Here is a 23,509-nt window from a genome sequence, read left to right as displayed (position 1 = left end):
ATTTTCTAGAATTTGTTTTTAAAATCATTAAACGGTACTTCATAGAAGCATCTTTTTCCATCTGGCAAAAATTCAGGGAATCCTAAAGCTGTAAAATCTTTGATCACCTGTTCTGCATCTTTTTTATAAATAAAATCAAACCTTGACTTGGATTGCATTTTATTCCATTGGTTATGGTAGTAATGCAAGAATTCGTCTTCGGTCTTATAATCCAGGATCTCAAAAAGGTTTTCAAGGAACTGCATTGCCTGCGTTTCTTTTAAGCCTTCAGGAAGTGAATCTATTCTCAATACACTTTCATGAGCAATTTTCATGTCAAACCCTAGTTCCGGAAGATATTTTTTGAAAGATTCATACTTACTTTTCTCAATCTCATTCATATGATATTCTAAGGAGAACAAAAGAGCATGACTGTTTGTACTTGATTTTCTGGTAGATTTATTGTTTTCAGATACCAATAATCTGTGCATTCTTCCAAGATCCAGCATCAGGGTTACATCTCCTTTATTGAACAGCCAGTAGCCGTTGGGAAGTCTCATCAGGTCTTCATCAAAATCTTCATCTTCAAATAAATTAATTTTTGAAGGTTCTGCGGTGATATTCTGATGATACATTTCTGTAAGATTCTGAATTTCTTCGGGATGTACTACATTTTTTTCTTCCAAAAACGGGTTGTAATCTCTGTCTACAATAATTTCTGGCATCTTTATAACACTGCTTCCGCCTCCGTTTCCTTTGCTTGGAATAGGTTTATTCATCATTTCATCCAACTCCGGATCTCTGTCAAAATCGAGACTTGGGGAAACATTATAAATTCCAAGAGATCTCTTAATTGTAGAACGAAGTAAAGCGAAAATAAGATGTTCATCTTCAAATTTTACTTCTGTTTTTTGTGGATGAATATTCACATCAATTTTCTCAGGATCAAGCTCCAGATAAAGGAAAAATGACGGAACATATCCTGGCTGAAGAAGACCTTCAAAGGCTTCCTGAACCGCTTTATTGAAGTATGGGCTTTTAAAATATCTGCCATTTACAAAAAGGAATTGCTCCCCTCTTGCTTTTTTTGCGCCTTCGGGTTTCGCTACGAATCCATGAAGTTTACACCAGATAATATCTTCTTTAATGGGAATCAAAAGAGGTTGCAGCTTTCTTCCGAAAACATCTACAATACGCTGCATTTGACTTCCTTTTCTTAATCTGAATACGGCTTCGTCGTCATGGAACAGAGAAAACTCAAGTCCTTCATGTGCTAGTGCAACACGTTGAAATTCATCGATTACGTGTCTGAATTCAATATTATTGTTCTTCAGAAACTTTCTGCGTGCCGGAACATTATAAAATAAATTCTTTACCAGAAAGTTCGATCCTTCAGCTGTTTGTACAGGATCCTGAAATTGAAAAACACCACCTTCGATATAAATATTGGTTCCGATAGCAGTTCCTTTCTGTTTTGTTCTCAGCTCCACTTGTGAAACGGCAGCAATAGACGCTAAAGCTTCTCCACGGAAACCTTTAGTAGCAATCTTAAATATATCTTCCGTTCCTTTGATTTTGGAAGTGGCATGTCTTTCAAACGCCATTCTAGCATCTGTTTCGGACATTCCTTTTCCGTCGTCTACCACTTGGATAAGATTTTTTCCGGCATCTCTGATGATCAGTTCAATTTTCGTTGCATCTGCATCTATAGCATTTTCCAAAAGTTCCTTCACGATGGATGCAGGTCTCTGCACCACCTCTCCCGCTGCAATTTGGTTCGCTACATGATCCGGTAAAAGCTGAATAATATCTGACATAAAAACGTAAATCAACTTACAAAAATAGTCAATGAAAACGGGAATAAAAATATTAAAACGGTGAATTAATATTTAATTATCAACATTTTTACCACATTTATCCCCACTCTCTTTTTTAATGATTTTAACCACAGGCATTAGCAGAGATCCGGATTTAATTTGGTAACATTCGATTTTATGACATCATAAACATGATCGTTGTTTTTGCATACAGACAATTAATAGTATTCAGGATTTAAAAAACGCCCCCTTTCCATAGAGAAAAAGAGGGCATTCACAGCTAGTTTATACAAAAAATTAATAGTGATATTTACTTTCACCTAATATTTCAATCTTCAAAAACAAGTTTTCTTTCCTTCTTGTTTTTAGGGATACCATGGATCTTTTCATACAGATAAGCTAAAAGATTAGGTTTCTTATAGATCCTGTTGTATCTGTATTTGGTATTAAAGTGTCTTACATGAATTTTATAAGCATCATATCCGATGACAGCAAGAAGACATATGCTGATGATATAAAATACTCTAAATTCTAAATAATAATACGTTAATCCTGAAAAAACGGCTCCCAATACATACGCAAGCATAATACTTGACAGCAGTTTAGCTCTTCCAATTAATTCCCCGTTTTTCCTATATTTCTTTTGGGTAAACATGGAAACTAAAATCCCTAAATCGGTAGTAGTTCCTGTAAGGTGAGTAGTTTTCACAGAGAAGTTGGAAATACTTGCCGTTAAACCATTCTGTAATCCTGTTGCAAAAAGCATTATCGCTACCAACACTTCTGTTTCTTCTAATGTTTTCCGGTAATAGAGCTGTCCGTATACTCCTACACCCAATAAACATATTATTTCCAATACAAGAGGCATTGCGTGAGCAAAATATTTACTTTTTTTATTGAAGTTAATTACAATAAAGTTGGATAAAAAACTTCCGAAGAAGAATAGAAAGATCCAGCTTGCCATTACTGCAACCTGAGACCAGTTACCTTTACTGATTTCTGCTGCCAGGATAGCGTAATGTCCTGTTACATTGGATGTAAAAGAGAGAAAGATAAGTAGGGATGCTATATTTATAGTACCTGCCGTGAAGGCAGTCAGCGTCCCCAATCTGATATTGTCTCCCAGTGTCCTGCTGTTACTATAATTTCTTAACATTTTCTATATTTTTAAATTGTGTTTTATTTTTAAGCTTCCACAAAGATCTCTGCAAGCCTTCCTCTTTCCGGAAGCTTTTCTCTGATCTCAATGGCTATATCCTGAGATGTCAGTTCTTTGCATTTTTTAATGTAAGGAGTAATATCAAACTTACCTTTGCCCTTGCTTTTAATGGATGAAGAATAATAGGCTTCTTCAATATTTTCTGCTTTTATATACTGATTAAAAGTTCTTTGAAAGCTTCCGGTAAATACATCACAGATGATCTTATTAACCAAATGAGGATATTTATTCTTAATAATTCCATAACCATCACAAAATTCTTCAGGTCTGATTTTGTTGAAAACCGTAGTTTTTGTATTGAACAAAAGATCTCTGATAGAATCTCCGGAATCATATCCAGAAGTTAGAATGATATTATATTGGTTCTGATCTTCTGAGGCGTCCTTCTCTTTTAAAACTTTTTTCAATATGTTTAATGACTCGAGAGAATAATCTGTAGCAATTAAAATTGTTTTAGCCATGTTCTTATTATTTTGTTTTGTGTTGATCTTTTTTGATGATACAAAAATAGAACGGTCAGATTAGAAGATCTTTGGAACGGAATTAAAATGTCATTAAAGAGATTAAAATGAGATTAGAAAATTGTTAACAGGTATTAATATGGAGAAAACAGCAGTAAGCAAAATCATATAAAATCGTAGGTTGTCAAGTATTATATTAAGATTTTAAGCTACTATACACGAATGATTTATTCGTGTATTAGTGGCTAATCTAAAAACGGTATATAATTCTATCTTCGATAAAATCTTCGCCTCAGAAAATATACTATAATATATTCTTGCACCTCTTCAATTTTCCAACGAAATACGCTTTCATTTCAAAACAGAAATTGTTTGGCTGATATGTGTGTTTTCCGATTGTTGTTTGGAGATCACAAAGGCGCAAGAAAATTAAAGAATTTCAAAAATGGTTATTTAAGAAAAGGATTTATGTTCAGATTTACACGGTTTCTTTTTGTGTACTGTAAAAGTTTGGAAAACGCATTTGTACGGTTGTCCCATGATTTTCATTAGAAGTGACAATCAATTCACCATGATGCATTCTTACGATGTTTCGTGCTAAAGGAAGCCCTATTCCGTAGCCTTCGTAATTATTGGTATTGGAAGCTCTGAAAAACGGATCATAGATTTTATTCATTTCTTCCTGAGGTATTCCGATACCGTTATCTTTTATAATGATGTAAACATCTGTATCTGTAGCTCCAAGAGAAACTTTTACCTGCTGAAAATTAGAATATTTACAGCCATTACTGATAATATTGGCAACTGCAAGATGAAGTAACTGTTCATTCCCTTGTACTTTCAGTTTTTTGGGATTATCAGGAAGCATATTGATATCCAGGTAGATATTATTTCTGGTATCAATTCTTCTAAGTGTCTCGATTACATCCCAAAGCAGCTGATCAATTCTTACTTTATCCATTTTCTGGATTTTCCCATCGAATCCGGTTTGGGCAATCATGAGCAATGCCTTAATCTTTTTATCAAGTTTCTCAGCTTCATCCAAAATGATTTCTAATGTTTCTTTATATTCTTCAGGGGTTCTGCTTATAGAAAGTGCAACATCCGCCTCTCCCATGATGGACGTCAAAGGTGTTCTCAGCTCATGAGAAACATTTCCGATCAGATGATTTTGGGTTTCAAAAGAGGTTTCAATCCTGTTGAGCATATCATTGAAGGTATCTACCAGCTCGTTTAGTTCTTTATTATCAGGTTGAGATTCCAGCCGGAGATGAAGGTTCTCTGAACTTATTTCTTTTACTTTTCCTGTAATTTTAAGAATGGGTCTAAAAAGTGTTTTAGAGAGGTAAAAGGAAAATATCATACTGAAGAACAACGACAATACGATACAGGTAAGCAATGTTCTTTTCAGAAATCCAAGGTAATAGATTACATAATGGTTTTTGGCAGAAGCAATGGCAATATAATCTTTGTCATCATATTTAAAGCTCTGACCTATATAGTAGAACTCCTTATCATTAAAGTTATCTTCTCCTTTTTTAAGTATATTTTTAAAAAAGTAATCCGGGATATGAACTTCTTTGGAAATTTTTTTGAAATTAGAGTCTGCAGGAACAGCAAAAACATAGTCTTTTTCCATCGGAAGCTCTTCATCATTCAGACTGCTGAGAATATAATTTTCCGGCAGATCCAAATGATCTTTACTTTTTTCAATCTGAACAATAGTTGCTGTACGGATCTTCAGAAGCTCATAAAATCTTTGGTGTGAAAAATTAACGATAGAAAAGTAAACCAAACCACTGAACAACAGAATAATGGCGGTAAAAACCAACATTAAAAGCACCATTGTTTTGGTCTGATTTGTAATCACTTTATTAAACATCCATTAATTTTTTTTCAAAACGTACCCCATACCTATCACCGTATGAATCAATTTATTATCATCCTGATTATCTAATTTTTTCCTTAAATAATTTACATAAACATCTACCACATTGGTTCCGAGTTCATAATTTACTCCCCAGACAGCATCCAGTATTTCTGCTCTGGAGATGACCTTTTCTGGGTTATTGAGGAAATAAAGCAGCAATTTGTATTCTGTTGAAGTAAGTGTTATTTCTTCACCTCCACGGGTAACCTTTTTGGTATAATCATTTACGATAAGATCAGAAAACTGAAAGACATGTTCATTATCCGGTTCCGGCTCTGCTGTTTCCTGAGGTCCGCTGTTGTTGCTTCTTCGTAAAAGAGATTTTACGCGGGCTACCAGCTCAATAAATTTGAAAGGTTTCACCAGATAATCGTCTCCCCCGCTTTCCAGACCGAGCACTATATTTTCAGAAGTTCCCAATGCTGTTAAGAACAAAATCGGAACACTTTGGTTAGTTTTTCTTATCTCCTTACAGACATCTAATCCGTTCATTTCCGGAAGCATAATATCTAAAATCACCAAATCAAAGTCGTTGGCTTGCACAAGTTGTACACCAGTTCGCCCATCAAAAGCTACGGAAATTTCGTATCCGTTTTCCTGAAGTCCCTTTTTAATAAAAGATACAACGCTTGTTTCGTCTTCAATAAGAATAATTTTTTTCATAAATGAAATAAGGAGTTTTACAAAAATAAGGAATTTTTATTGGGATGGAAGTGTTAGGGAAAAAGCTTTTTAAGTTGGAAGCGGAATGTTTTTTGAAGACTATGCAGAACTGACGGGTATTTTTAACGCCATGTACGCAAAGAATTTAAAAACAATACTCATAAACGTGCGCAAAGGCGTTTCACTTTACGACGGCAGCATCCTTAGCTGAACGAAGTGCCACAGATCAAAAAATAATACACCATCATTAATCGGCTTGCGATCCTTGCGTTTATATTTTCTTTTCATCATTTTACCTTTTCGTGAATTCCTCGTTTTGCCATACAACCTATATAGAATAATATTACCTTTGCCTTTCATTGAATACACATGAATGATTTTTTAATAGGCATCGGAAAGAGATTAAAGGATATCAGAAAAAAGAACAATCTTACCATTAACGAACTGGCTTTCAGAGCCAATGTGAGCAATGGTCTTGTTTCCCGTATTGAAAATGGAAGAACAATTCCTTCTCTTCCTGTTTTATTGGACCTGATCCAGTCTCTGGATATTGATGCCAGCTACTTCTTTGAAGGTGTAGAGAAAAAATCCAATGCAAAATTTATTTATGTTCCTAAGGAGAGCCAGCAGATTATCGAGAAAGAAGTTGAAGCTGAAGGCTTTAAATATATGCATATCTTCAGCAAGAGTCTGCATTCTTTAGGTTTTGAAGCCGTTTTGCTTACTCTTGAGCCCAATTCCAAAAGGGAAAAAGTAATTACAGATGCCTGGGAATTCAAATATATTCTGAAAGGCGAAGTAAAATACATCATTGATAATGAGGAAGTCATTATGAAAGAAGGTGATTCTTTATATTTTAATGGAAAGTTTCCACACGTTCCGGTAAGCATCAGTAATGAAAGCTGTGTGATGCTTGTTCTTTATTTTTATACTGCTTAGATTTTATCAGATACAAAGTTTATTGTTTTTTAGCCACTAATGCGAGAATGATTTCTATGTGCTTATGTAGCTATACTTAATTTTTAAAATGTTGGCTTATTATATTCGTGAATCCTTGGCAAAAAATTTATTTTTATCTGTAGCAACAACATTCTTTTCTCCCAAAAGTTTACTATTTGTAAACTTTTAGTTTTTTCATTTTTGGTTAAAATGAACGATATGTTAATCAGAAATCATAATCAAACGGAAAATTCCAAGTCAGAAAACCAAGATCCAATCAATTTACAACATCCTATAAATAAGCTTTTTATTTAAAAATCATTCTACTTATTTTTCACATCAGTTAAAATTCAGAAAGTAAAATTTGGGTAATAAACAGCCTTGATTTGTTAAACAATACTTAACACCAAATATTTATATATATTAAAATTATTAGCGTGATTTGCATAAAAAATTTAATATATGTAAAAATGAAAACAAAATTAGAGAAATTACTTACCCTTGTTTTTGTCTGTTTCATCGTTTTTGTTTCAGCGCAAAAGCAGTTAATTATAGGAACTGTTCTTGACGACAGCCAGCCACTTCCCGGCGCAACAGTCAAAATAAAAGGCTTATCCAGGAATATAACCACTGATATTGACGGAAAATTTACTGTCAATGATATTAAAGAGGGAGAATACAATCTACAAATCAGCTATATCGGGTACGAAACCACTGATATTAATGTCATTTTAAAATCTGATGAAACGGTAGATCTTGGAACGATAAAATTATCTCAACCGAGAAAGAATATCGATGAAATTGTAGTTACCGGAACTTTAAAGAATACTGAGGCAAGAGCTTTAAATATCCAGAAAAATGCTATCAATATTACTAATGTCATTGCTTCTGACGGAATTGGAAAACTACCGGACCGAAATGCAGCAGAAACCGTACAGCGTGTACAGGGTGTCTCTATCGAAAGAGATCAGGGAGAAGGAAGATTCGTTTCTTTACGAGGACTTCCACCGTTCTGGGCATCTACAACCATCAATGGAAATAGGCTGCCAACCGCGGAAGAAGAAACCACCTCCAGAGCTACAGCCTTCGACTTTTTCCCTACGGAATTAATTTCCTATGTTCATGTCAACAAATCTTTTACCCCTGATCTTGAAGCTGATGGAATTGGTGGCGGGGTGAATTTTATTACCAAAACACCTCCTATGAAAACGGAGTTTAAAGCCACATTAGGAAGCGGTTACAATGCTAAAGCTGATAAAGGTGTATATAACTTGGGGTTATTGTATGGTGGCAGAACAAAGGATAAAAGATTTGGATATTTATTCAATTTTGCACATTTCATCAGAAACTGGTCTACGGATAATTTTGAGGCAAGAAGAAGCGGCGATGAAGGGGTTTTCAGAATGGAACTTCGTGATTATAACGGAGTAAGAAAAACAACCGGAATCAATGCAGCATTTGAATATGTACTTTCTCCTAAAAATACATTGTATTTAAAAGGAATGTATGGAACGTTATCCGATGATGAAACGCATTATAAGCACAGAGTAAGATTTGATAAATTCAGTTCTGCTAATAATACAGCGAGAGTAGAGCTTCAGAATATTCATAATTTATTGATTACACAGCTTACTTCAGTTTCATTAGGTGGAATTCACAATCTAAATAAAGGTAAAATCGACTGGGATTTATCTTATTATGATAATCAGTTTAAATATGGAAATATTCCGGACAAGCAGAACAATTCTTATTATGTGATTAAATATACTCAATCGGGAGTAGGCATCAATCCGGATTATATGTCTGATCGTGGAAATGGTCCGAGAGCTTACTGGAAGGCAGATGGTGGAAAGTTAGATTATAAAAATCCTGAAGCTTTATTTGGTTTCTACAGCAATCCGGATTTTAAAATGGATGCTGCACAAATGAGGTTTACCGATCTTGAATTTTACAAGGTTTTTGTACAGGAAAAGGATAAAATTGTAGCAGGTTTCAATCATGAGATCAATGCATCTGATAAGCTGATCTTAAAATACGGTTTCAAATACAGAGATAAAGAACGTAATGCAAAGTTCTCTGATATTTTCTACAATTGGAGTAACGGAACAGCACCTCTTCTTTCAGATTATTCTCAATTTATTGCTACTCAGCCAAACGGAAGGAAGTATTTAAGCGAAATGAACGCTCATATCGGGAATACTTTTGGTCCCGTGCTTTCTACCGGAGGGATGAACCAATTCTGGTACGACAATAACGGAAATTTAAAAATCAACACTGCTGATTCTGAAGCATTAGAATATAATAAGGCATTAGGAAGGAATTTTGATGTTTTTGAAAAGCATGCGGATGCTTATGGAATGGGAACTTATAAATTAAATGATAAGATCACTATTTTAGGAGGAATCAGGTTGTCTAATACCCATACAAAAGTAAAAGGATATAATGTAATTGATGATGTTTTGACACCTGTTGAACATACCAAAAATTACCTTGCTGTTCTTCCAATGCTTCATGTAAAATATACTTTAAATGATAAAACCAATCTTCGTTTTGCTGCAACAAGAACTTTTTCAAGACCTAATTTTGGAGATTTAACACCAGGAGGAACTTATATTGAAGCGGATAATGAATTCAAAGGTGGAAATCCTGATCTTAATCCAACCTATTCATTGAATTTTGACCTGATGGGAGAATACTATTTCTCAAATGTAGGGATTCTGAGTGGCGGCGTTTTCTATAAATCCATTACAGATCCGATCTTTCAGGATTCTTTTATCGGGAATTATAACGGAATGGACGGGGTACAGTTTTCAGCTCCTAACAACGGAAATGCGGCATGGCTAGGAGGTATTGAATTAGGAATCAATAAAAGATTTGACTTCTTACCAGGTTTCTTACAATATTTCGGTGCTCAGGTGAATGCAACTTTTATGACTTCCGAAATGGAAAAACCAAGCGGAAGAAAGGTAGCCCTTCCCTATCAGGCTAAAGAATTGTACAATGTACAGCTGTTCTTTGAGAAAAAAGGATTCAATGCAAGAATTGCCTACAACTATAAAGGAAAATATGCGGTGGAATATGCAGAAACCGATATTAATGATTCTTATTACGGAAAATACAGCAGCTTAGACTTTGGAGGTTCTTATCAGTTTACCAAAAATTTGGGATTGTATATGGATATCAATAACATTCTGAACAAACCTCTTATCTACCACTTCGGAAAAAGCGAAGACCGCCCTGAGCAGGTAGAATATTACGGAGTAAGATGTAACCTTGGAATAAAACTGAATTTCTAACCCATCATCATGGACAGAACTATCAATAAAAAAACATTAGTAACACTAAAGGCTGCCTTTGCCGCCTTTGGGGTCTACTTCTGCATGTACGGCTTCAGAAAACCTTTTACCGTTGCTTCTTTTGAAGGACTTTCTTATTTTGGGGTTGATTATAAGATACTCATCATCATTGCACAGGCTGTAGGCTATTTTATTTCAAAGTTTATAGGAATTAAATTTATTTCTGAATTAAAACCAGCAAAAAGACTGACCTATTTATTCTGTTTTATAGCCATTGCAGAGCTTTCATTACTAGGATTTGCAATAGTTCCTGCTCCTTACAACATTCTTTTTATGTTTCTGAACGGAATTCCGTTGGGAATGATCTGGGGCATCGTATTCTCATATATTGAAGGGCGAAAAACTACGGAAATCATCGGTCTTTTTCTTTGCTCAAGCTTTGTGGTTTCTTCAGGATTTACCAAATCTGTAGGAAAGTTTTTGATGGATACTTTTGCTGTTTCAGAATTTTGGATGCCTTTTTCCGCGGGATTAATTTTTATTATTCCGTTACTTTTATTCGGACTTCTTTTGGAGAGAATTCCCAAGCCTAGTGAAGAAGATGTGATGCTTAAAAGTAAAAGACAGCCTCTAAATGGTAAAGAAAGAAAAGCACTTGTTCAGCAGTTCTTTGTCCCGATTGTCTGCATTATCTTCTTATATATCTGTCTAACTGTTTTAAGGGATTTCAGGGATAATTTCAATCGTGAAATCTGGGATGGGCTTCATTTTAATTTTGACAGTTCTATTTTTACCCTTACTGAAATTCCGATTGCCATCATGGTTCTTCTGATCCTTAGCTTTATGGTTAAAGTAAAAAATAATAAAAAGGCTTTTACTTACTATCATTATATTCTTTTTGCAGGGATTCTAACCGTAGGACTTTCTACCTATTTATTTCAGCAGAATGCATTATCTCCCTTTTTATGGATGACCATTTCCGGATTTGGGATGTACATCTGTTATATTCCGTTCAATGGAATTTATTTTGACAGGATGATCGCCGCCTTTGATATTAAAGGAAATGTAGGTTTTCTGATCTATATTGTAGATTCATTCGGATATCTGGGAAGTGTGTTGATTCTGCTTTATAAAAACTTCGGCTCGGCTCAGACTTCGTGGCTAAATTTCTACATCAGCCTGAATTATATTATCACAATTAGTGTTTTAATCCTTTCTATCACTGCATTTTTAGCTTTCAGGAAGAAGGCAAAACCTAATTCAAATTCTAATCAATATATCAATTTCGATACTTCGAAAATCTAATAAATTATAGTACAATGACAACAAAATTTGATTTACTCGTTGTAGGCGGCGGAATTCTAGGAACATTCCACGCTTATCATGCACTGAAGAGAAATCTTAAAGTAGCTTTACTGGAAAGAAATTCTTTACCTCAGGGCGCCACCGTACGAAATTTCGGACAGGTAGTTCCTTCCGGAATGGATCTTAAATGGCAAAATTTCGGAAGAGAAAGTCTTGCAATATATAATGAACTTCATACTCAGGCAGATCTTACCATCAGACAAAACGGATCTGTTTACATCGCTTCCAATGATGAGGAACTTCAGCTGATTGAAGAGCTGTATGAAATCAACAGGAATAATGATTACGAATCTGTACTATTATCCAAAAACGACTGTATCAAGAAGTATGACGGTCTCCGTTCTGATTATTGCAAAGGTGGATTATTCTTTCCTCAGGAACTTTCTGTAGATTCAGCAGATATGATTGTAAAGCTTCATAAGCTTTTGCAGGAAAAAATGGGCTTACAGATCATTTATAATACAACTGTTGTGGAAACTCATGAAGATGATCAGAAATGTACAGCGGTCACTGCAAATGGAGAGGAATTTACAGCTTCAAAAATCATTATCTGTGGCGGGCATGAATTCAAAACATTATACCCTAATGTGTTCAATAAAAGCGACCTTGAAGTGAGCAAACTTCAGATGCTTCAAACCAAACCTCAGGGAATTTATTCTCTTCAGGGAAATATTCTTACAGGACTTTCTATCAGAAGATATGAATCATTCAGTGAATGTCCTTCTTTCCAGAAAATCAAATCATTAGAAGATCCGAATTCTTTTGAGAAAAAGTTTGGAGTTCATATATTGTTCAAACAGGCACTGGATGGTTCCATCATTCTTGGAGATTCCCACGAATATGCCGATGCTAAAAATGCTGATGATCTGGGTTTTGATTTAAATATGGAAATTGATGAATTCATGATTCATGAAGCGAAGAAAATCATCGATCTTCCAACCTATGAGATCCAGAGAAGGTGGTTTGGAATATATTCTCAATGTAAAACGAAAGATATTTTTGAACATAACCCATCACTGAATATTCATATTGTAACGGGAATCGGTGGAAAAGGAATGACAGGAAGCGGGGGCTTCTCAAAGTTTAATATAGAAAAAATTTACGCATAAATTTCAATGAAAAATATAGAATTATTGGTTCTGGATATGGCTGGAACTACGGTGAATGAAGATAATGTGGTTTATAAAACATTAACCGAAGCAGTGAATGAACATGGCTATCAGGTGAATCTTGAACAGGTCCTTATCACTTGTGCCGGAATGGAAAAGCTGGAGGCAATCGCCAGTTTATTAAAGGAAATCAATGGAAATGAAGAAGATGCTGTAGTTATTTTTAAAAAATTTTCTATCAAATTAAAAGATGCTTACCGGAATCTTGATGTAAAACCGATTAACGGAACTGAAAACTTTCTCCTTACAATGAAAGCTCAGCATAAAAAAGTGGTGCTTAACACTGGTTATACTTCTGAAATCGCCCAACAGCTTTTGGATAAGCTACAATGGAAGGAAAGTATACATTTTGATGCGTTGATCACCGCGGATGATGTTTCAGAAAGCAGACCAAGCCCGGAAATGATCAATCTGGCAATGAAAAAGTTCAATATTACTGAGCCTGAAAAAGTATTGAAAGCCGGAGATTCCGTGATTGATATTGAAGAGGGAAAGAATGCTGGCTGCGGATTGACTATCGCTGTGTTGTCAGGTGCTCAGAGCAGAGCAGAACTGGAAAAAGCTGAACCAGATTATATTTTTAATACTATTTCCGAAGCGGAAAATATTCTTTAAATACTTGCTTTATACTTATGGCACAAATGTTTTTATCAGGCATTTGTGTCTTTTTTACTACTCTAACCATCCCGTCAAATCTACGATTTGCCCCCCTCCGGAGGAGGGGAATTATCACTCTCTCGATTGAAATATTTGCCTTTGCATAGTTTAGATACTTTCATTTTGAACTATAATCTTTTTTACTATTTGTCAATTTTAAAAATCTCTTACTTCTTAAGTATATTTCTATATGCAAAGTATCTCATTTAATACAATTAAAATGTTAAACAATTAATAAACTTATAGTTATAAATAATATTAGGTTATTCGCATTTCAATCTCAAGACATCTTTTTAATTATCAATTAATTAATTTTCAGTTCACACTTGTTTACAAATAGTAAATTAATTTTACAATTATTAAAAATAAATTACTATTTGTAAACTTTTACTTTCAAACCCTTTATCCCATGAAAACAAAACTATTCTCAATGGCTGTTGTAATGAGCTGTTTCCTTGGAGCTCAGACCAAAAAAGTCCTTTTTATCGGTATCGACGGTTGTCGTGCAGATGTGATGATGACTACAAATACGCCTAATATTCAAAACCTCATCTCCCAGTCCATTTATTCTCTTGATGGATTATGCGCAGCTACGACCTGGAGCGGAAACGGCTGGAGCACCATGCTTACCGGTGTATGGCATACCAAACACAATGTGCAGGACAATAATTTTACCAATCCGAATTATATTAATTATCCTGATTTTTTAACCAGAGCTGAAAGCTACAATCCTAATCTGAGAACGATTTCCCTTGCTCACTGGGCTCCGGTGAATGATAAAATCGTACAGAATGCCGATGTAAAAACTAATCTTGCTACCGATCTTGCGGTGAAAAATGCAGCTGTAAATGCTTTACAGAATGATAATCCGGATATTCTGTTTGTAGATTTTGATGATGTGGATCACGCAGGACATTCGTATGGATTTTCGGCAGCGGTACCTCAATATATTTCTTCTATTCAAACCACGGATACTTATATTGGCGAAATTGTGAATGCCATGAAAAACAGAGCTAATTACAATAATGAGGATTGGCTGGTGGTTTTAACAACAGATCATGGGGCTGTAGACAGCTCGCATGGTGGCGGAAATCTTTCTGAGCGAAATATTTTTACGATCTATTCCAATCCGGGGTTTACACCTCAGCAGATCAGTAAGACAGTCCTTGAATCCAATACAACATTTAATCAATTAACCCTTCCTGCAACAACTTTTGCAAAACCTGCGAACCAAAGCTCTTTCAATTTTGGAGCAAATCAGGATTTTACGATTGAATTTTGGGTAAAACCGAATGCTGCATATTCAGGCGATCCTGTATTTATCGGAAATAAAAACTGGGCGAACGGAAAAAACAAAGGAATTATATTCTCCGGATATTCAGGACAAACCTTTAAAATGAATATTGGGGATGGTACCAACCGAATTGATCTTGTAGGCGGAAAGCTGGAAACAAACAAGTGGAAACATATTGCGGCAAGCTTTGACAGAGATGGTCTTGTTACCTTATACGAGGACGGCGCTCCGGTTACTTTTGCGAAAATGAATACCATCGGAAATATTGATTCTTTACTGCCTTTAACATTGAATCAGGATGGAACGAATATTTATAACGTTACACTTGCTGCTTCTTACAAAGATATCAGAATCTGGAAATCTGCACTTCCAAATGATGTTATTGTCAACTGGGCAAACCAGGATATTACGCCATCACATCCTTATTATTCTCAGTTATTGGCAAATTGGAAATGCAATGAAACTGCTGGAAATACTTTATCTGATTCAAGCCCTAATGCGAATAATATGAATATTACAGGAACTCCAACTTATACCGCAAATACTACGAATATCTTCAAAATTTATGATTATACTTCCACAACAAGAGAAACAGATCATTTTCCAACGGTATTGAACTGGCTTTGCATTCCGGTACAATCTTCATGGGGAATTGATGGTGTTAACAGAATTCCGGTATGCTCAAATGGTGTTCTGGCAACGAAAGAAACAAGAACAAATGATAAAGATTTTAAAATATATCCGAATCCGGCTTCCACACAGATTGATATCAGTTTTCAATCAGGAGACAGAGAGGTAAAAGCTGAAATTATAGACGCTAAAGGATCACTTGTATTTTCAAAAAACTTAAGATCATCCAATGGTCAATATGACGAGAAAATCAATATTGAAAGTCTTCCGGCAGGTATGTACTTTATTAAACTGAACGGAATTAAAAAGTCTCAAACGAAGGCTTTTATCAAGAAATAAAACAGTAAAACAATTAGATTTAATTTGATATTGGAACAAGGATATGATCATCCGAGTTCCAATATTTTTTTATACTAAGAGATAAGATCCAGTTCCATTTGTACGTCTACGCGATCATATCCCGGATTGGTAATCGGAGTGTGCTTAAATCCTAGTTTTTCATATAATTTTATGGCAGGAACCAATATGGAATTGGTTTCCAGAAACACTTTCTCTGCTTTCAATGCTCTGGCTTTTTCAATAAGAGCATTACCAAGCAAATATCCTATTTTCTTTCCCTGTGCTTTAGGACTTACCGCCATTTTTGACAGTTCAAAAGCAAGAGGTTCTTCATGGGCTTTTACTAAAGCACATGTTCCTACCGGTTCGCCATTCAGTAATGCAAAGACAATATGCCCACCATTATTCAGAATATGTTCTTCGGGATTATCCAAGAGTTTATAATCGCTGGATTCCATCACAAAGAACGTTTTAATCCATTCTTCGTTTAAGATTTTGAAGGCTTCTTTATATTGAGGCTCATAGGCTATTATTTTGACTTCATTATTGATATCATTCATCACTTTAGATTTATATTCTGTTTTTTATCATTTTCCCTAGTTTCTCCAGGTCGCTTTCTACACGGTCTGTCCATTCTAAGGCATAGTTTAATCGCATACAGTTTTGATACTGATTGTATTGTGAAAACATTCTTCCGGGAGCAAAATTCACTTTCTGACTGACAGCTTCATCATACAGATCTTCGGTGCATATTTTTTTATCAAGTTCCAGCCATAGCATAAATCCTCCTTTGGGTTCTGAAATTTTAGTATTATCAGGGAAATATTGCGTCACCGATTTTTGAATCTGAAGATAATTGGCATAAAGCTTCTTTCTGAACATTCTCAAATGGTGATCATAACGCCCATGTTCCAGGAAGTCTGCAATCACATCTGAAAATAAAGACGGACTGGAAACAGTTTGCACCAATTTTTGTCTGATAATTTTCTCTTTAAATTTTCCCGGAGCCACCCAACCTACACGATACCCCGGAGCTAAAGTTTTTGATACCGAACCTACCCACATTACAATTCCAGCTTCATCATAAAATTTGCAAGGTTTTGGTCTTCCTGCTCCGAAATAAATATTTCCATAAACATCATCTTCTACTAACGGAACATTATGCTCAGTAAGCATTTTTACGAGCTCCTTCTTATTCTCATCCGGCATCTGAAAACCCAATGGATTGTTATAATTCACAACAAAGCAACATGCTGAAAGCTTGGGAAGTACTTTTTTCAAAGCATCCAGATCTACTCCGGTAATAGGATGTGTCGGAATTTCCACCGCTTTTAATCCTAATAACTGAATAGCCTGAAGAATTCCAAAGTAAACCGGGCTTTCTACTGCTACACTGTCGCCAGGCTTAGTAACAGCCATCAGACAGTTATAAACTCCGTTCATCGCCCCGGAAGTAATTACCAGATCATCTTCTGCAATTTTTCCTTCCATCACTATAGACCACTTGGCTATTTCACGACGGAGTTTTTCGCTTCCCTGTACAGGTTCATAATTGGTTCCACTATCATGCTTCCCTTTCATTACATTAATCATGCATTTCTTCATCTGAGCAACAGGAAGAAGGCTTTTTCCAGGGATCCCCAGGGCAAATTGAGTCATATCTGTCCCTGCAATGGTTCCAAATACTTTCCCAATAAGATCTTCAGGGGTATTTTCTCCTTCCGAAACCTTCATTTTTGCAACGGAAGGTAAGGCAAGCTTTCGCTGAGAGGTCTGACTTACATAGTATCCGTATTTAGGACGCGATTCTACAAGAGAACGGCTCTCAAGCTCCATATACGCCTGCTTAACAGTATTTAAGCTTACATTATATAGCTTTTGTGCACTCCTCAGCGAAGGCAGTCTGTCTCCGAATTGCAATGTTTCACTTTTGATCTGCTCTGTAACTGCATTGGCTATTTTAAGGTAAAGTACATCTTTCGACATGGATCACTGTTTTAAGTAAAAGTACGATTTTATCCCTGTTTGATTATTGATTCAGCCAATGAATCATCTTCTGAATACTGCTTTTCAACTGCTCAGAATTTCGGAAATTGGATGCTGTACTTTTTTTGAAATAACTGTCTGCTCGGGACACAAAATTTTTCTTTTCGGATTCGGACATTCCGGGTTTTTCATAAATTTTAAAAGCAATTCTATCTTTTTCTTTTATAATGAGACTTGCAAATCCAGACACTTCATTTTTCTTTTTTGCTAAAAGAAAAGGAATACCAAACTCTGGATTGATCTTTTTGATATTCTGTGTCTGTAGAAATAAATTTTTGAGCACTGACATATCTGAAATATAGACTTCTGCATACTGAAGCTGTTCCTGATATTGAATGTTGGTTTCCATAGTATTCTGCTTTACAAAACAAAATTATGGAGTCTTTAACCCTGGATACAGATACAGAAGTATTGAATATTATGGGTACAGATTTAATACTTTGGAATGAAGGGATTTTGTTGGATATCGCGAAGGCGCAAAAGATTTATCTCCCATACTGCTTTTAAGGCGCAAAGATTTTATCTACGATAAAATGGAATACTGCTAAAGCTATGTTTACAGGTAACCCATTCACTATCAAAATAATTTTATACTAGCACACAAGCTTATATTTTTTTATTTTTTACCACATAAATAAATATTGCAACTAAAATATGCCCTTGCTAAAGATCTTCGATCTTTTTGCGTCTTAAAAGCAGCATATTATTTAAAAGCTTTGCGCCTTAGCGTTTTTCCAACAGAAATATTAATTTTCCCATCACCGATTAAGGCAAAAATCAGAATTATCTTCATAATCAGCGAGAATAAAAAAACGGTAACTTCAAAGAAATAACCGTTTTTATCTTTAGAAACAGAAAATATAAAGAACTATTCTACTTTTTTCAAAGCTTCTTTAATACCTTCTAATCCATCTCCGAACTGGGAAAGTAATGCTACAATCTGAGACATTCTATCATTTTCACCTAATCCTTTGAGTGTTTTATTTTTAACAAAAGTTTTCTTGATTTCATCCCAGCGTTCGGTTTCTTCTTTGGAAATTGTTCCAATCAGTTCTTTTAGTTTCAGCATATTTGCTTCAGCACCTGTTGTTAATGTTTGGGATTCATTCTGATAATGCTCCAATACAATCTGAATGACTTCATTTTTCTTTAAAATAGGCTGAATCTGTGTAATAAGCTTATTCATATTACGATAAGATCCCTGAAGTTTGAATGATGGTTCATTTCTGTAATCATCAGACATTGCAGCGGAGGCAATATATTCTTTATTGACCTTTAAAATCATATTTCTAACCATAATCGTATTTTTCAGGACTGATCTGAAGTCGGATATCTCATTAGAACTGAAGTTTCCTTTCAGGTTATCTGCAGGGTTATCAGTTACTACACAATTATACAATTCGTAAAGATTTTCCATTCCTGGCTGAGTCAGTCTGGTCAGATATTCGTTGGACATCAGAGCATTTTCAATAAGACTCAGATCAAACAGGTCTGTTTTTGATCCTGATATTTCTCCAAGGTTATAGGTATCCGAACGGTTGGCAAGCATATCAGGAATTTTGAATTTCTCACCACTTTCCGTGTATGGATTTCCTGCCATTACCAGACAAAATCTTTTTGAACGAAGGTCATAGGTTTTACTTTCTCCATTGTAAATTCCTTCAATCTTTCTTTGTCCATCGGCAAGGGAAATAAATTTCTGTAAGAATTCCGGATTACAATGCTGGATATCATCAAGGTAAAGCATCACGTTATCTCCCATTTCCAAGGCAAGATTCAGTTTCTCAAGCTCCTGTCTTGCCCCTGCGTTTTTAGCTTCATTCGGATCTGTAGAAACAATATCATATCCCAGGGAAGGTCCGTTGATCTTCATAAAAACGAGCCCCATACGTTCCGCCATATATTCCATCAGCGTTGTTTTTCCATATCCCGGAGGTGATACCAGAAGTAACATCCCCATTCTGTCTGTTCTTTTATCTGAGCCTGCTGTTCCCAGTTGTTTCGCAAGATTGGCACCGATTAAAGGGAAATAAACGTCATTGATCAGCTTGTTTCTTACGAATGAACTCAATATCTGCGGTTGGAAAGTCTCTAGTTTCAACGCTTTTTTCTTCTCATCCACCCAAGTGTATTTCAATTCCTGAAGTTTCTTGTACTTTGGAACGGTAACAGTATTGAAATGATTCAATCTGGATACAAATTCAAAGTAATTAAGAGCGTATTCTGTATCTTTCTCAAGTGATTTCAGTTCTTTTATGGCGATTTCATAAGAAACATGTCTGATATTTTTCGGATCAAATTTTTGAGTAATGATAAATGCAATCACTTCCTGGATAATATCATTCTCAGCGTTTGCATCAAAAGCTTTTAGGGCTCCTTCCGCAATATAATAACATGCCGAAGGATACTGATACATAGCTTGTAACTGAGTAATAAACTCAAGATCTTTGCCTTTTTCTTTAAGCTCTTTTAAAAACAAACTGTATAAAGCACCTCCTTTTTCAGAGATCAGAAAGTTTTCTTTATCCTCTTGTTTCAGGTATATGGCAGCATTGATACAATCTGTTTCTGTAAAGATATTATTTGCTGATGCAAAAGATCTCATCTCTTCGGCAAGTTCCCTACTTAAGTATTCAAATCCTTGTTGTACAGCAAAAGACTGGGAAATAATAGCAGTAGCCTCAAACTGTTTTGTATAATATTCTTTTCTTCCGGGAGCTAACAAGAACCAGAAAAGTTGTGCCAATGCTCTTTCCTGAGTTGTAAACCTCATCAGCCCCAATTCATTGTACATTTGCTGAAGTTTAGATACGATAATCTGTGCATCCTTATCGTGAATTCCTTTTACCAATCCATCTCCGAAATGATCTGCTGTAAACTGCTGAACAGCCTGCTCATTCTGTTCCTCCGTCGCAATTTCTTTATGGTTTGAAAATACATTCCAGGCTAAGTACTCAAATCTTTTAACCTTTGTATTTTCTGAAATAAATTCCTGATTCCAAACTTCTTTGAACTCATCTGCGGTATTGAAATGTAAAGGTTCATAAAAGCTTGTTCCGGTAAGGTGATAGTAATATTGCGCATTTTTCAGAACCAGTGTAAGATCAAGTTTCTGCTGATTGACAGCAAATTTATAATTACCAAGTGCTATAACGCTTTCTCCGTCTACATAAATTTCTTTTTTATCTTTAAGCTTTCTTACTGATTCCTGCTGACAGGTTTTTAAAAGGGTTTGAATTTCTTCGGATTTTGCAGAATCTTCCAGCTCTGCAAGTTGTCTGGCAAAATCTCTCACCTTTTCCACCATCAGATCGGAAGCAAAGTATCCATTGATTTCATTTTCAGCATCAAAAGATTCGGCTTTGGTCTGAACCGATTTCAGAATTCTTTGTGCTGCATCAAAAAGGCTTTGGGTCCTTTTGTTTCTTGATTCTGTAAGCTGTACTCTTTTGTTTTGGAAATGTCCGTAGACTTCTTCTCTTTTGGTTCCTATCTGTTGGATAAATTCATCAAAATCAATGAATTTTGTTTCCATTTCTTCCAATTGGATAGAAAGTTTGGTAAGATATTCATCACATTTTTCAGGGGTTTGGGAAAGTTCCAGAAAATTGATCACAGACTGGTCAAACAAAGTAATCTGTGCCTGAAAATCTGAAGCGAGTTCTTTTCCTGAAATTTCTCTTTTCCTTTTGCTGAGCTCAAGCCTTTCCTGATTCAGACGGGCAAAGATCAATGATATATTTTCAATGATCTGGGTAGACTGGGAAGTATCTTCAATCTTCAGGTTATTGACAATATCTACCAGAAGCTCCAACTGCCCGGATAATGTATTGATATTCTCATCAATGGTTTTAGCATCAATCGCTTTTTGTAATGACACAATATCCTCTGAAATCTTCTGCGCTTTGTCTTCATAAGGCAATAATGCTCCTTCCTGCAGTAAAAATTCTACACAGGCATTAGACAATTCTGTATACCGGTCTGAAAGAGCTTTTTCAAGAGCATCCAAAAGGTTGGGGTCTGCATATTTCAGCTCTCTTGCTCCTGTTACTTCTCCTCGTAGCGCCCTGATCTGAGATAGTGCATCAATATATTCTGTAAGTTGTGAATAGTGAAGTCTTTTAGTATCATCAAGGATCTTATTGCAGGATTGCTGTATTTTTTCTAAAGCTTCTTCTGTATTTTTCCTTTGCTCAACTACTTTTTCATATTCATTTATGGCAGAATGGGCAATCCCTCTAATCTCTCTCAATGGCTGGTCAAGCTTCTGAACTTCTTCTTCTCCCAAAAAGTAATAGGTATCCAGAATAAAGGTAGAAAGCTTTACAATGTCGTTATAAAGTCCGCTGTAAGAGTCTTTTTTATTTAAGAGGGTAATTAATTCTTGGCTTTCCGCCATTACTCTTACGATGTCTTTATTCCCGATCTTGTACAATAAGCTGTCTGCTTTTTCAGCATTCGGAAGCAATTCTTTAGAAAATGGGGTCTGCCAGATCTGAGCAAGGTGATTTTTTGTGGTTTCAATGCTTTCTCTCAGATAGATCAGCCTGCCATCGCTTAAGAATGTAAATCCACTACAACGAATCGGTGTTTCAATGGTTTGGGTGATGATATTATAGGAAATCAACTGGTAGTTGTTCGTTTTATCATCATAAAAAACATATAGAAAGTTTTCTCCATTAGGCTCCAGAACTGTTTTCAGATAATAGAGTCTGTTTTGATCCTGAGAAATTACTTTCAACCCTCCGGTTTGCAGCGCATATCCATTAGAGAATAATACTCCTTGATTTTCGGGAAGCAAAAGCGCTGAATATTTAAGAGCGTCCGCCCTTGAAACCGTCTTTTCTTTATGATTATAAATAAAATAACGTTCTGTTTCCTGGTAGGGCTTTATTTTGAACAATACAAGATTATCCAGATCACAGAAATGAATTTCAGCATCATCAAGATTCTGATCTTTATGAATAACATCTTCGGAATAAATACCTTTTCCTGTATCGGTATTATCTTCAACTTTAATGGTAATATCTCCACCGATACTTTCCACGAAAACCTTATCTGCAAGGGAAATATGCGGATGTTTTCCAGATCGCTGCATATCTCTTGTTGCCTTGGTCCATGCAAAGCCGTGCTGCTGCGGATAAGCTGTTTCTGAAGCGCTTCTTGAGTCTACATAAATAAGCTGGTTTTCTTTAATCAGCCATTTGAATGCCTTAATATCCGTGGTACTTTCCGAAAGCTGGAAAACCATATAGAGATAATTCTCCGTAAAGGTAAATCTGGCGAAAAATGTATTCCTGTAATATTTGTATAAATTTTTAAATTCATCAATAAAAATCTCATCATTGATCAGGGTATAATCCTGGGGTTCAAATCTGTTATTATTGATGGTATATATTGAGAAAACATCCGAAATATTAATCTCAGTCTGTAATCCTAAATGAGCATTGGAACCGAATATCAATTGATTACCCAAAGAATAAATATCCTTGGCAATACAGCTATGCTCCGTGGAAATTCTTTCATTGGCAATGAGTGAGAAATCTATTCCGCCAAAGATATTTTTACGATCATCATTAAGCTGATGAAGCCTCTGGATGAGATCATTCTTCTGCTCGTTCAGACGGTTCTGGATAATTTCGTAGGTTCCGGAATTAAGTTGTTCTGACATAGTATTGGGTTAAGTTGTCCTGACTGCTTTTTAC

Annotated in this window: 16 protein-coding genes; 7 read left to right on the top strand and 9 right to left on the bottom strand. The window is 35.5% G+C overall.

Features of this window, described 5'->3' with window-relative positions:
- Nucleotides 1-5: 5 nt before the first annotated feature.
- The 5 genes from mutL to AC5YGG_RS02925 form a co-directional block, all read right to left on the bottom strand.
- Nucleotides 6-1,796, bottom strand: a complete 1,791-nt coding sequence (gene mutL, locus AC5YGG_RS02945; protein ID WP_496142926.1) for a DNA mismatch repair endonuclease MutL — start codon at nt 1,794-1,796, stop codon at nt 6-8.
- Between the two features lie 328 nt (nt 1,797-2,124).
- Complete coding sequence (locus AC5YGG_RS02940; protein WP_496142924.1) at nt 2,125-2,952, bottom strand: YoaK family protein; 828 nt, start codon at nt 2,950-2,952, stop codon at nt 2,125-2,127.
- 29 nt (nt 2,953-2,981) lie between these two features.
- Nucleotides 2,982-3,476 carry a hypothetical protein gene (locus AC5YGG_RS02935; protein ID WP_496142922.1) on the bottom strand — a complete coding sequence of 165 codons (495 nt, stop codon included), beginning with the start codon at nt 3,474-3,476 and terminating at the stop codon, nt 2,982-2,984.
- A 478-nt stretch (nt 3,477-3,954) separates the two neighbouring features.
- Nucleotides 3,955-5,358 (bottom strand): HAMP domain-containing sensor histidine kinase, encoded by a 1,404-nt coding sequence (locus AC5YGG_RS02930; RefSeq protein WP_496142921.1) that lies wholly within the window; start codon nt 5,356-5,358, stop codon nt 3,955-3,957.
- Between the two features lie 3 nt (nt 5,359-5,361).
- On the bottom strand, nt 5,362-6,069 hold the full coding sequence (locus tag AC5YGG_RS02925) for a response regulator transcription factor (RefSeq protein WP_496142919.1): 708 nt from the start codon (nt 6,067-6,069) through the stop codon (nt 5,362-5,364).
- A 369-nt stretch (nt 6,070-6,438) separates the two neighbouring features.
- Between AC5YGG_RS02925 and AC5YGG_RS02920 the strand changes: the two genes are divergently transcribed.
- The 6 genes from AC5YGG_RS02920 to AC5YGG_RS02895 all read left to right on the top strand — a co-directional run bounded on the left by AC5YGG_RS02920 (nt 6,439) and on the right by AC5YGG_RS02895 (nt 15,758).
- A complete protein-coding gene (locus AC5YGG_RS02920; protein ID WP_336964614.1) occupies nt 6,439-7,008 on the top strand; it encodes a helix-turn-helix domain-containing protein in 570 nt (189 codons plus the stop codon).
- A gap of 470 nt (nt 7,009-7,478) precedes the next feature.
- A complete protein-coding gene (locus AC5YGG_RS02915; protein WP_496142917.1) occupies nt 7,479-10,304 on the top strand; it encodes a TonB-dependent receptor in 2,826 nt (941 codons plus the stop codon).
- 9 nt (nt 10,305-10,313) lie between these two features.
- Nucleotides 10,314-11,609: a DUF5690 family protein gene (locus tag AC5YGG_RS02910; protein WP_496142915.1), complete on the top strand. Its 1,296-nt coding sequence runs from the start codon at nt 10,314-10,316 to the stop codon at nt 11,607-11,609.
- A 14-nt stretch (nt 11,610-11,623) separates the two neighbouring features.
- Nucleotides 11,624-12,778, top strand: a complete 1,155-nt coding sequence (locus AC5YGG_RS02905) for a TIGR03364 family FAD-dependent oxidoreductase (RefSeq protein WP_496142914.1) — start codon at nt 11,624-11,626, stop codon at nt 12,776-12,778.
- A 6-nt stretch (nt 12,779-12,784) separates the two neighbouring features.
- On the top strand, nt 12,785-13,453 hold the full coding sequence (locus tag AC5YGG_RS02900) for an HAD-IA family hydrolase (RefSeq protein WP_496142913.1): 669 nt from the start codon (nt 12,785-12,787) through the stop codon (nt 13,451-13,453).
- 451 nt (nt 13,454-13,904) lie between these two features.
- On the top strand, nt 13,905-15,758 hold the full coding sequence (locus tag AC5YGG_RS02895; protein ID WP_496142912.1) for an alkaline phosphatase family protein: 1,854 nt from the start codon (nt 13,905-13,907) through the stop codon (nt 15,756-15,758).
- A 74-nt stretch (nt 15,759-15,832) separates the two neighbouring features.
- On the opposite strand, the gene AC5YGG_RS02890 is transcribed toward AC5YGG_RS02895, so the two are convergent.
- From AC5YGG_RS02890 to AC5YGG_RS02880, 3 genes are read right to left on the bottom strand one after another with little or no spacing between them, the layout of a single operon-like run.
- Entirely contained in the window at nt 15,833-16,318 is a 486-nt protein-coding gene (locus AC5YGG_RS02890; protein ID WP_496142911.1) for a GNAT family N-acetyltransferase, read from the bottom strand.
- A 10-nt stretch (nt 16,319-16,328) separates the two neighbouring features.
- A complete protein-coding gene (locus tag AC5YGG_RS02885; RefSeq protein WP_496142910.1) occupies nt 16,329-17,744 on the bottom strand; it encodes an aminotransferase-like domain-containing protein in 1,416 nt (471 codons plus the stop codon).
- Nucleotides 17,745-17,787: 43 nt separating this feature from the next.
- A complete protein-coding gene (locus AC5YGG_RS02880) occupies nt 17,788-18,153 on the bottom strand; it encodes a hypothetical protein (protein WP_496142908.1) in 366 nt (121 codons plus the stop codon).
- Between the two features lie 26 nt (nt 18,154-18,179).
- Here AC5YGG_RS02880 and AC5YGG_RS02875 point away from each other — a divergent pair, with 26 nt between their 5' ends.
- A complete protein-coding gene (locus AC5YGG_RS02875; RefSeq protein ID WP_496142907.1) occupies nt 18,180-18,311 on the top strand; it encodes a hypothetical protein in 132 nt (43 codons plus the stop codon).
- A 361-nt stretch (nt 18,312-18,672) separates the two neighbouring features.
- Here the strand turns inward: AC5YGG_RS02875 and AC5YGG_RS02870 are convergent, their stop codons facing one another.
- Nucleotides 18,673-23,475 (bottom strand): DNA repair ATPase, encoded by a 4,803-nt coding sequence (locus AC5YGG_RS02870; protein WP_496142906.1) that lies wholly within the window; start codon nt 23,473-23,475, stop codon nt 18,673-18,675.
- Between the last annotated feature and the right edge of the window lie 34 nt (nt 23,476-23,509).

Source organism: Chryseobacterium sp. CS2K3 (assembly GCF_059515185.1).
This window is presented reverse-complemented; position numbering and strand designations above follow the sequence as displayed.

Bases quoted from the DNA above. Each gene is read 5' to 3' on its own strand.
- mutL (WP_496142926.1), bottom strand. From the start codon at position 1,796: ATGTCAGATATTATTCAGCTTTTACCGGATCATGTAGCGAACCAAATT.
- AC5YGG_RS02940 (WP_496142924.1), bottom strand. From the start codon at position 2,952: ATGTTAAGAAATTATAGTAACAGCAGGACACTGGGAGACAATATCAGA.
- AC5YGG_RS02935 (WP_496142922.1), bottom strand. From the start codon at position 3,476: ATGGCTAAAACAATTTTAATTGCTACAGATTATTCTCTCGAGTCATTA.
- AC5YGG_RS02930 (WP_496142921.1), bottom strand. From the start codon at position 5,358: ATGTTTAATAAAGTGATTACAAATCAGACCAAAACAATGGTGCTTTTA.
- AC5YGG_RS02925 (WP_496142919.1), bottom strand. From the start codon at position 6,069: ATGAAAAAAATTATTCTTATTGAAGACGAAACAAGCGTTGTATCTTTT.
- AC5YGG_RS02920 (WP_336964614.1), top strand. From the start codon at position 6,439: ATGAATGATTTTTTAATAGGCATCGGAAAGAGATTAAAGGATATCAGA.
- AC5YGG_RS02915 (WP_496142917.1), top strand. From the start codon at position 7,479: ATGAAAACAAAATTAGAGAAATTACTTACCCTTGTTTTTGTCTGTTTC.
- AC5YGG_RS02910 (WP_496142915.1), top strand. From the start codon at position 10,314: ATGGACAGAACTATCAATAAAAAAACATTAGTAACACTAAAGGCTGCC.
- AC5YGG_RS02905 (WP_496142914.1), top strand. From the start codon at position 11,624: ATGACAACAAAATTTGATTTACTCGTTGTAGGCGGCGGAATTCTAGGA.
- AC5YGG_RS02900 (WP_496142913.1), top strand. From the start codon at position 12,785: ATGAAAAATATAGAATTATTGGTTCTGGATATGGCTGGAACTACGGTG.
- AC5YGG_RS02895 (WP_496142912.1), top strand. From the start codon at position 13,905: ATGAAAACAAAACTATTCTCAATGGCTGTTGTAATGAGCTGTTTCCTT.
- AC5YGG_RS02890 (WP_496142911.1), bottom strand. From the start codon at position 16,318: ATGAATGATATCAATAATGAAGTCAAAATAATAGCCTATGAGCCTCAA.
- AC5YGG_RS02885 (WP_496142910.1), bottom strand. From the start codon at position 17,744: ATGTCGAAAGATGTACTTTACCTTAAAATAGCCAATGCAGTTACAGAG.
- AC5YGG_RS02880 (WP_496142908.1), bottom strand. From the start codon at position 18,153: ATGGAAACCAACATTCAATATCAGGAACAGCTTCAGTATGCAGAAGTC.
- AC5YGG_RS02875 (WP_496142907.1), top strand. From the start codon at position 18,180: ATGGAGTCTTTAACCCTGGATACAGATACAGAAGTATTGAATATTATG.
- AC5YGG_RS02870 (WP_496142906.1), bottom strand. From the start codon at position 23,475: ATGTCAGAACAACTTAATTCCGGAACCTACGAAATTATCCAGAACCGT.